This is a genomic window from Rhizobium sp. AG207R, assembly GCF_027109195.1.
Taxonomy (GTDB): domain Bacteria; phylum Pseudomonadota; class Alphaproteobacteria; order Rhizobiales; family Rhizobiaceae; genus Rhizobium; species Rhizobium dioscoreae.
The window spans coordinates 870,711-877,345 of sequence record NZ_JAEPVT010000001.1 but is presented as its reverse complement, the minus strand read 5'-3'; the positions used below and the strand labels follow the sequence as shown (position 1 = coordinate 877,345).

The 6,635-nt window shown below is 57.4% G+C and carries 8 protein-coding genes and 1 pseudogene; 5 read left to right on the top strand and 4 right to left on the bottom strand.

Features of this window, described 5'->3' with window-relative positions; genetic code table 11:
- Window positions 1-124 precede the first annotated feature (124 nt).
- Window positions 125-646, bottom strand: a pseudogene (locus JJQ51_RS03900) (alanine--tRNA ligase-related protein); the annotation flags it as partial.
- A 369-nt stretch (window positions 647-1,015) separates the two neighbouring features.
- Between JJQ51_RS03900 and JJQ51_RS03895 the strand changes: the two are divergent.
- On the top strand, window positions 1,016-1,636 hold the full coding sequence (locus JJQ51_RS03895; RefSeq protein WP_113331197.1) for a hypothetical protein: 621 nt from the start codon (window positions 1,016-1,018) through the stop codon (window positions 1,634-1,636).
- 165 nt (window positions 1,637-1,801) lie between these two features.
- Here JJQ51_RS03895 and JJQ51_RS03890 read toward each other — a convergent pair whose 3' ends face one another.
- Window positions 1,802-2,713: a DMT family transporter gene (locus JJQ51_RS03890; protein ID WP_113331196.1), complete on the bottom strand. Its 912-nt coding sequence runs from the start codon at window positions 2,711-2,713 to the stop codon at window positions 1,802-1,804.
- Window positions 2,714-2,957: 244 nt separating this feature from the next.
- Between JJQ51_RS03890 and JJQ51_RS03885 the strand changes: the two genes are divergently transcribed.
- Together JJQ51_RS03885 and JJQ51_RS03880 are read left to right on the top strand one after the other, a co-directional pair.
- Window positions 2,958-3,686, top strand: a complete 729-nt coding sequence (locus JJQ51_RS03885) for an MgtC/SapB family protein (protein WP_371864842.1) — start codon at window positions 2,958-2,960, stop codon at window positions 3,684-3,686.
- Window positions 3,687-3,753: 67 nt separating this feature from the next.
- On the top strand, window positions 3,754-4,305 hold the full coding sequence (locus tag JJQ51_RS03880; RefSeq protein ID WP_269244341.1) for a BON domain-containing protein: 552 nt from the start codon (window positions 3,754-3,756) through the stop codon (window positions 4,303-4,305).
- 174 nt (window positions 4,306-4,479) lie between these two features.
- Here JJQ51_RS03880 and JJQ51_RS03875 read toward each other — a convergent pair whose 3' ends face one another.
- Window positions 4,480-4,917: a hypothetical protein gene (locus tag JJQ51_RS03875; protein ID WP_113353310.1), complete on the bottom strand. Its 438-nt coding sequence runs from the start codon at window positions 4,915-4,917 to the stop codon at window positions 4,480-4,482.
- Window positions 4,918-5,266: 349 nt separating this feature from the next.
- On the opposite strand from JJQ51_RS03875, the gene JJQ51_RS03870 reads away from it, so the two are divergent.
- Window positions 5,267-5,623: a hypothetical protein gene (locus JJQ51_RS03870; RefSeq protein ID WP_113331191.1), complete on the top strand. Its 357-nt coding sequence runs from the start codon at window positions 5,267-5,269 to the stop codon at window positions 5,621-5,623.
- A 105-nt stretch (window positions 5,624-5,728) separates the two neighbouring features.
- Here JJQ51_RS03870 and JJQ51_RS03865 read toward each other — a convergent pair whose 3' ends face one another.
- A complete protein-coding gene (locus JJQ51_RS03865; RefSeq protein WP_113331323.1) occupies window positions 5,729-5,986 on the bottom strand; it encodes a DUF2934 domain-containing protein in 258 nt (85 codons plus the stop codon).
- 142 nt (window positions 5,987-6,128) lie between these two features.
- On the opposite strand from JJQ51_RS03865, the gene JJQ51_RS03860 reads away from it, so the two are divergent.
- Entirely contained in the window at window positions 6,129-6,590 is a 462-nt protein-coding gene (locus JJQ51_RS03860; protein WP_113331190.1) for a YbhB/YbcL family Raf kinase inhibitor-like protein, read from the top strand.
- The last annotated feature ends 45 nt before the right edge of the window (window positions 6,591-6,635 follow it).

Below are 6,635 nucleotides of genomic sequence, written 5' to 3'. Positions count from 1 at the left end.
CTGCGCCGGACATCACCCGTCAGCAGTTCAACGTGTCGATACTCGTTAGACATAAGCATGTCCTCAAGCCTGTGCTTGAGCCTTTCTGCTTATGCCGACTGTCCGGTCAGAACGGGGTGCAGTTCACGTCGATACAGGTTCCGAGCGGATTGACGATATTCCCGATCTCGATGCCATCCTTGTAGAACTCGGTGCAGTAGCCGCTGACGTTGCCGTCGCTCCAGGTGCATTCTTCATCCGGAACGATAGGAATGCGATCCCGATAAAGCGGCGTCCAATCCTCCAGTCGGTCTGGATGGATCGTGACATGGTCCGGGACCAGGCCGAGCGTCCCGAGAAACTCGATCCAGAAGTCGATGGCGTCGCCGACGGTCAGTTCTCGAAACGAGAAAAGCCCTAGCATCGTGAAGTGGAGGAAATGGGTGCCGTCCCCGATTTCGTCGAGATCGCCCATTCTCAGGCAGGCCTGAGAGTTCGCAACGGTTCCAATGTAGGATGGATCGGAGAAGAGTGGTTTGTACTGCTGCATCCCAGCGCTGCAGAAGAGCGTGGTATTATCGTGCGGCCGTACGGAATCTATGCGTGTGAATTTGATGCCTTTGGAAAGGCAGAAGTCTTGGTATTGCTGGATCAGGCGTCCCGCGATGACATAGGCAACCTCCTTTGCTGTTCGTGTGCCTTCTTAGAACATAGCGACACGATGTGGGATCTGCAATGCGCAGACGCGAGTTTCAGCTTGCAGGCGGAAAGTGCATGCTGCTTCAGGTGGTGGATCTTCTTCACCTTTGCTACATGCCTGTCTTGCTTTTGTTGTAGATCAGGTCCCGAGGCGCTGAAGTTTATTTTTGACGGAGCGACGAGATTGCTTCATCGATCGGTTTGGTGTACGGCCCTAGCCCATAATGATCGCAAGCGATCGCCGCGCGACGGTCGTTGCTCTCAGAGAATGCAAGCCTCTCATCAATGCTGATTGTCCATCAACTGCGCTCCGTCGTCGAGCACACACTGAAATATCATGGTTAAACAGACAAAGCCCTTCGTTATCGAAATCAAATCCTCCCGTCGAACAAAAGCAAAGCCAGTCGAATCGGCAAGATCGATCTGGGGAGAGCTTGCAGCCGATCTCAAGCAGACCCTGGCAATGGAGCAGGAAACGCAGCCAAGCGCGTCTCAGCTCGCGGATCGCGCGGCGCTTCCGACATCGGATTCCGAGACGGTTATCGATCATGATGAAGCGACGGCTCCGCGGCCGGCGTTTCAGTTTCTTGAAAAATGGATTGCAAGGAAGGCTGAGAAGCCGAAGGCCGGCACGCAGGGCGTGGTTGAGGCGTTCCTCGCGCGGCTTGACCAGCAAAAGATCCTGCTTGCGGAGTTTCAGTCGGATCCCGACGGTTTCAAGCGCTGGCGCTCAGCGTGGTTTCGCAAGGTCACCGGTGGTTTCGGCGTGAGCGTCAGCCATGACCTGATCGATGCTGGTGGCGGTTTGCGATATGTCGTCGTCGATACGCTTGATGGCGTCTCTCAGTTTCTTGATGATCTCCGTCATCACGCGCAAACCGATCTGGATTTTCAGCGAGCTTTGGAGGTGAACCGCATGCAGCGCGCAGCCCGGCTGACTGGCGGCAAAGCAATCTGATGGCTTTTCGGGACAACGGTATGTCCCAGCTCAAAGACCCGGACTGTGGCGCGATCCGGCGGAGCGGCTTCAGCCACTTAACGTCCTGATCTTCGGTATCCTCGTCGTAAAGCCGCCATCCGCTTTCGCGCATCTGGCTCGTGGTTTCGAGTGCAGGCGGACCATCTATCGGTGGCGTCTCAGTATTTCACGTTCTTCCGGTGGGCGTGCCATGCGGCGCTCCCACAGGATAAGCAGGAAGCTTGAGGCGATGATGAGGAGGGCGCCGGCAAAGACGTTCGTCGCCGGAACCTCGGCCCAGATCACATAGCCGTACACGAAAGCCCAAACGAGGCCGCTATATTCGATGGGCGCCAGCGTCGAAGCGGGTGCGTATCGAAAGCCTTCATAGAGCAGAAACTGCCCAATCGTCGAGATAATGCCGAGGGTCAGCATCAGTGCCCAGCCGCTCGCGTCAGGGGTCTTCCATGTCCATGGAAAGGACAGGGCGCAGGCAATGCCGAATATCAGGCTCGTGGCATACATCTGGGTAAGCGTGGTCTCGCTTCGGCTGACGAGTCGGATCAGGATCGTGCTCCAAGCCCAGCAAAAACCCGCGACGATGCACATGGCGGCGGGCAGGAGGTTGGGCGAATGGCTTGGATTTGCCGCGATCGCCACCCCGATGAAGCCTCCTATGCAGGCGATCCAGCGGCCCGCATGGACCTTCTCCTTGAGAACGAAGATCGATAGAATCACGACGATCATCGGCGCCGAAAAGTATAGTGTCGTCAGTTCTGCCAGACCCAGATAGCGGGCCGCATTGTAGAAGAGCAGCCAGGCAAGCAGCATCAGCCCGGCGCGCAGGACGACCGTGCCGCGATAGGGGCTTTTGAAAATTGAGGGATGGCGCCGATAACGGACGAGCACGCCTGCGACCAGCACGATGACCAGACTGCGCATGAAGAGGATCTCCGGTACTTCGTAACTGGCGACCAGCCACTTCACTATCGCGTCCTGAAGGGAAAAGCAGGCATATCCCGCGCAGGCGAGTGCGATCCCTGCAATGGGTCCCTTCTCACGGTTTCCGGAAATCATATGGCCTCGCAGGGTATGTCGAATCGATACGGTCGCTTGCCATTGCAGGAAGCGGTTCGCGGTATGGTGGCGCGAGCGATCCTCTGGCTAAGCGCTTTCCCTCGAACTGACAAGAGAGCTCGAAATCATCATGCTGCCTTTATTGCGCTTTTCGTGAGCGCTTCCGTCGGCGATGGAACGAAACGCCGTCTGCGATGTTCCCCAACTGAAAAATCCCGGTGGTGACCCATTCTGGGAGGACATCGTGCCTGACTTTAGCGATATCATGCGGGTGGAGATGGACTGGCTGGATACTGTTGTCCGTCTGGTGCTGGTTGTCATTGCCGGAGGGTTGATCGGCATCAATCGAGAGATGGGCGGGCATGCGGCGGGGTTTCGCACGACGATCCTTGTCGGGCTTGCCGCGTGCCTGTCGATGATCCAGGCTAACCTCCTACTGTCCACATTGGGCAAGACGTCACAATCGTTTGCCTCGATGGATGTGCTGCGCTTTCCACTCGGCGTCCTGACCGGCGTCGGCTTCATCGGCGGCGGCGCCATCCTTAAGCGCGGAGATCTCGTCACGGGCGTAACGACAGCTGCGACCCTGTGGATCATGACGGCCGTTGGCCTATGCATCGGCGGCGGTCAACTCGTTGTCGGTTCGGCCGGCGCCCTCATCGCCTTCGTGGTGCTCTCGCCGTTTAAACAGTTCGATAGGTTGATCCCTCGCAGGCAGAAGGCGCGTATCGTGATAGAGCTGCCTTGCGATGCCGGCGTTGGGATCTCCGATATGCAGGCAGCGCTTGAACCGCTCGGATATGTCTTCTTTTTTGTCGGCAAGGCGGCGGGCTCGACCGAGGCCACTGCGCATATTTCCTACGAGGTGCGGTGGCGGCAGGCAGGACTGGATGGCGGCGGTGCGCGGCTGCTGGCATCCCTTCAAGAGCGTTATAAGGTCGTGTCTTTGGAAATGCTGACGAGTGGAACTTGATACGACCCCCACATCGGAACATTCCGGAGCGGTGAAAGTTTGTCCCTAATTACGGAGGGAGAAAACCATGACCGAAGCCAAGCAACAGACAAGGGCAAAGAATTCTCCGGATCGCGGCGATATACGCACCCTTCAGGCGCTTGATCAGGCCGCCGGTGGCTCGGGGGATGTCGCAGCCGAGGAGACGAGGCGACATCCGTCAAAGGAAATTCGGCCTGAATATGGTACGGATGACGCACGCTGCGAGGATTCAGCCGAATCCGATCGGCAGCGCGAGCAAACGGCTGATGAAATTTCCGTCAGGATTTCCCATGTCAGGACGACCTCCGGATCAGGGGAGGCCGGGGGCGACAGAATCTCCGAAGACCCGTCAGCCAGAACCTCCACGCCGACCACGGAAAGGACCGATGAGGAAATTCGTACCGAGATCGAAGGCAGGCTGAAGGGCGACCGATTGCTAAACGAGGCGAGCATCTTCGTCACTGTCAGTCGCGGGCGAGTCATTGTCGAAGGGTCTGTTGAAAATCACGAAGCCAAGCAGCGCGCCGAGGCGATCTCCCGGCAAGCCAGCGGCATAATTGGGCATGACAGCAATCTTACCGTGCGCAAATCCTCGTAGGATCAGGACTTCGACATGCGAATGCTGCTGCTCCTCATTTTCGGCTTGATGATCGCGTCCATTCTGGGGATTCTCGTCATTAAGCCGTTTACGTCGAGCGATCATCGAGATTCTGGCGCCGTTACGCACGGTCCCATAGAGCAGCCGGAGCCAAAGCCGTAGGAAAGATCGGCTCTATTTGTCTGGCTGTTGGCCGTTTTGCTGTTCTTTCGGTTGGTCGCCAGGCTTGATGACAGGCATGTTGCCGACCTGCGGGGCGGGCTTTTCCATTTTGCTGTCACCAACTGGCGGTGGCTTCAGCACGCCGCCGCAGTCGGACAGCTTCTGGCTGGGATTGCCGTCCGGCGTGGACGTCTGCCCGCTTTCCGCATGCCTGTTGTCAGTCTGCCGGTTGGTATCCTCTGCCTTGCATCGATCGTCGTTCGATTGCTGTGCGAACACGAAATTCGATGACATGACGGCCGCGACCGCCGTTATCAGCAGGAAGCCTGCGTATTTGGCCACCGCAATCCGGGTGTTCGAAAGGCGCAATCGATCAAACCGGGGCGGAGATAATGGTGTTGACGCCGACGATTCCTTCGGCGACACCGCGCTGATGATAATCCTTGTCATTGTTCACCTCGATGACGGTATGGATTGTCGTCGGACACGACCGGGACCACACGGTAGAGCATCAAAGGCCCTTCCCTTTCCGTCTCCTCGAATGTTGGAAAGGTCGCAGATCGGATGGGTAGGAAGCTCGACTGCCGTTTCGTTGGCTATGGAGAGAAAGCGGAAAAATCTCCATATTCTTCAGCACCATCGCGTCCGCTTGGCACGATCTACGACCTCATTGGGCTAACGCCGGGCTTCGCGCATTGTTCCGGTTTAATGCCGATCGGATGCAGGTGCTCCTTTGATGGAACCATCTTTCGGCGTCTCTGTTAGGTCCATATGGAATTTGTAGAGATGGAGGCCTGCCATGGCATTCGAGGAACCGAAGAAGCCCCAGGATCAGAAGAAACCATTGTCCGCGACCGAGGCCCGCCAGGGGGTGCGTGGCACGCATCTGTCTACCATCTTGATCACGGCATTGGTTCTGGCGGCAATCGTATGGGCGGGCGTTGAAGTTTGGGGTCGTTATATCGAACCAAACAAACCGCAGAACCCGGCGCCTACAATAAGTTCCTCAAGCGGTCAGCCGCAGACCGGCACGATAGACAATACGCCGCCAGCAGGGCAATCCATACCACCCGCTCCAACCGATCGCACTGAGAACAACCAGCAAGGCACAAAGAGCACGCCAGCCCAACCAAACCGCGACGGAACGCAGAATTAGCGGGCGGGCTCTGGAAATTCATAGGGATCAATGTGTATCGCGGATATACGTTCCTCTTTGAGGGATCGGACATGGGAACGGCTTGCCAGCGGAACTGCCGAAAAATTATCCGACGCGGCGATCCTCGGAGGGGGTGTCTTCCTCGGATTCCCGAGCGTCATTCTTGGGTGGGTTTGTTGCAGCCCTTCGCCGAAACCTTGCGAGCACTTCTTCTCCGTCCACGGAGGCTCGCGTTCTCTCCATGATCTCGCGTTCCTTGGCCGCCTGCTCCCAGTGATGCTGGCTGCAGCCCCAGGGACGGCCGGCTGCTTCCCAAATGGCGTAGGCCCTCTTGCTGATCCACTCGAACCGTTCGTCCGTCATTTTTTCCTCCTTCATGGACGCTCCCACAACTGCGGGTGAGTGCGAATGTTCCCTATGGGGAACAATAATGATTCTGATGTGTTCCACTTTAGGTTCAGAAGTTCACAGGCTCATGAATCCATGACAGCAAGAGGAGGATCGAATGGCTTTGACGTTGATCAGCAAGGTCTTTGCTGAGAATGCGCCGATACCGAGCAAATACGCTCTGGATGGAGAAAATATATTCCCGCCGCTTGCCTGGGGCGGCGCTCCCAAAGGGACCCAGAGCTTCGCCTTGATCATCGAGGACCCGGATGCGCCGGCGGGAACATTCCGCCATTGCGGCATCGCCAACATTCCGGCGGAGTGGAGCGGCTTGGTTGAAAACGTGGATGCGATGCAGGAGCAGGCGCTGCGTTTCTATAAGAATGATTTCGGCAATGCCCGTTACGACGGTCCGCGTCCTCCGGCAGGCGATCCGCCCCATCGGTACGTTTTCCGGCTTGCCGCGCTCGATGTAGCGCGGATGACGCTTCCCGAAGCCGCTGGCGCGGAAGCCATGTGGCAGAAAGTGAAGAAACACATGCTTGCAGAGGCAAGCCTTACTGGCAGCTACCAGTCGTAAGCCACGCTTTGCAGGCAGACATGATCGGCGGTTCCTGCCGCCGAG

Coding starts and splice junctions, on each gene's coding strand:
- JJQ51_RS03880 (WP_269244341.1), top strand. CDS start 3,754: ATGACCGAAGCCAAGCAACAGACAAGGGCAAAGAATTCTCCGGATCGC.
- JJQ51_RS03860 (WP_113331190.1), top strand. CDS start 6,129: ATGGCTTTGACGTTGATCAGCAAGGTCTTTGCTGAGAATGCGCCGATA.
- JJQ51_RS03895 (WP_113331197.1), top strand. CDS start 1,016: ATGGTTAAACAGACAAAGCCCTTCGTTATCGAAATCAAATCCTCCCGT.
- JJQ51_RS03865 (WP_113331323.1), bottom strand. CDS start 5,986: ATGACGGACGAACGGTTCGAGTGGATCAGCAAGAGGGCCTACGCCATT.
- JJQ51_RS03875 (WP_113353310.1), bottom strand. CDS start 4,917: ATGACAAGGATTATCATCAGCGCGGTGTCGCCGAAGGAATCGTCGGCG.
- JJQ51_RS03870 (WP_113331191.1), top strand. CDS start 5,267: ATGGCATTCGAGGAACCGAAGAAGCCCCAGGATCAGAAGAAACCATTG.
- JJQ51_RS03890 (WP_113331196.1), bottom strand. CDS start 2,713: ATGATTTCCGGAAACCGTGAGAAGGGACCCATTGCAGGGATCGCACTC.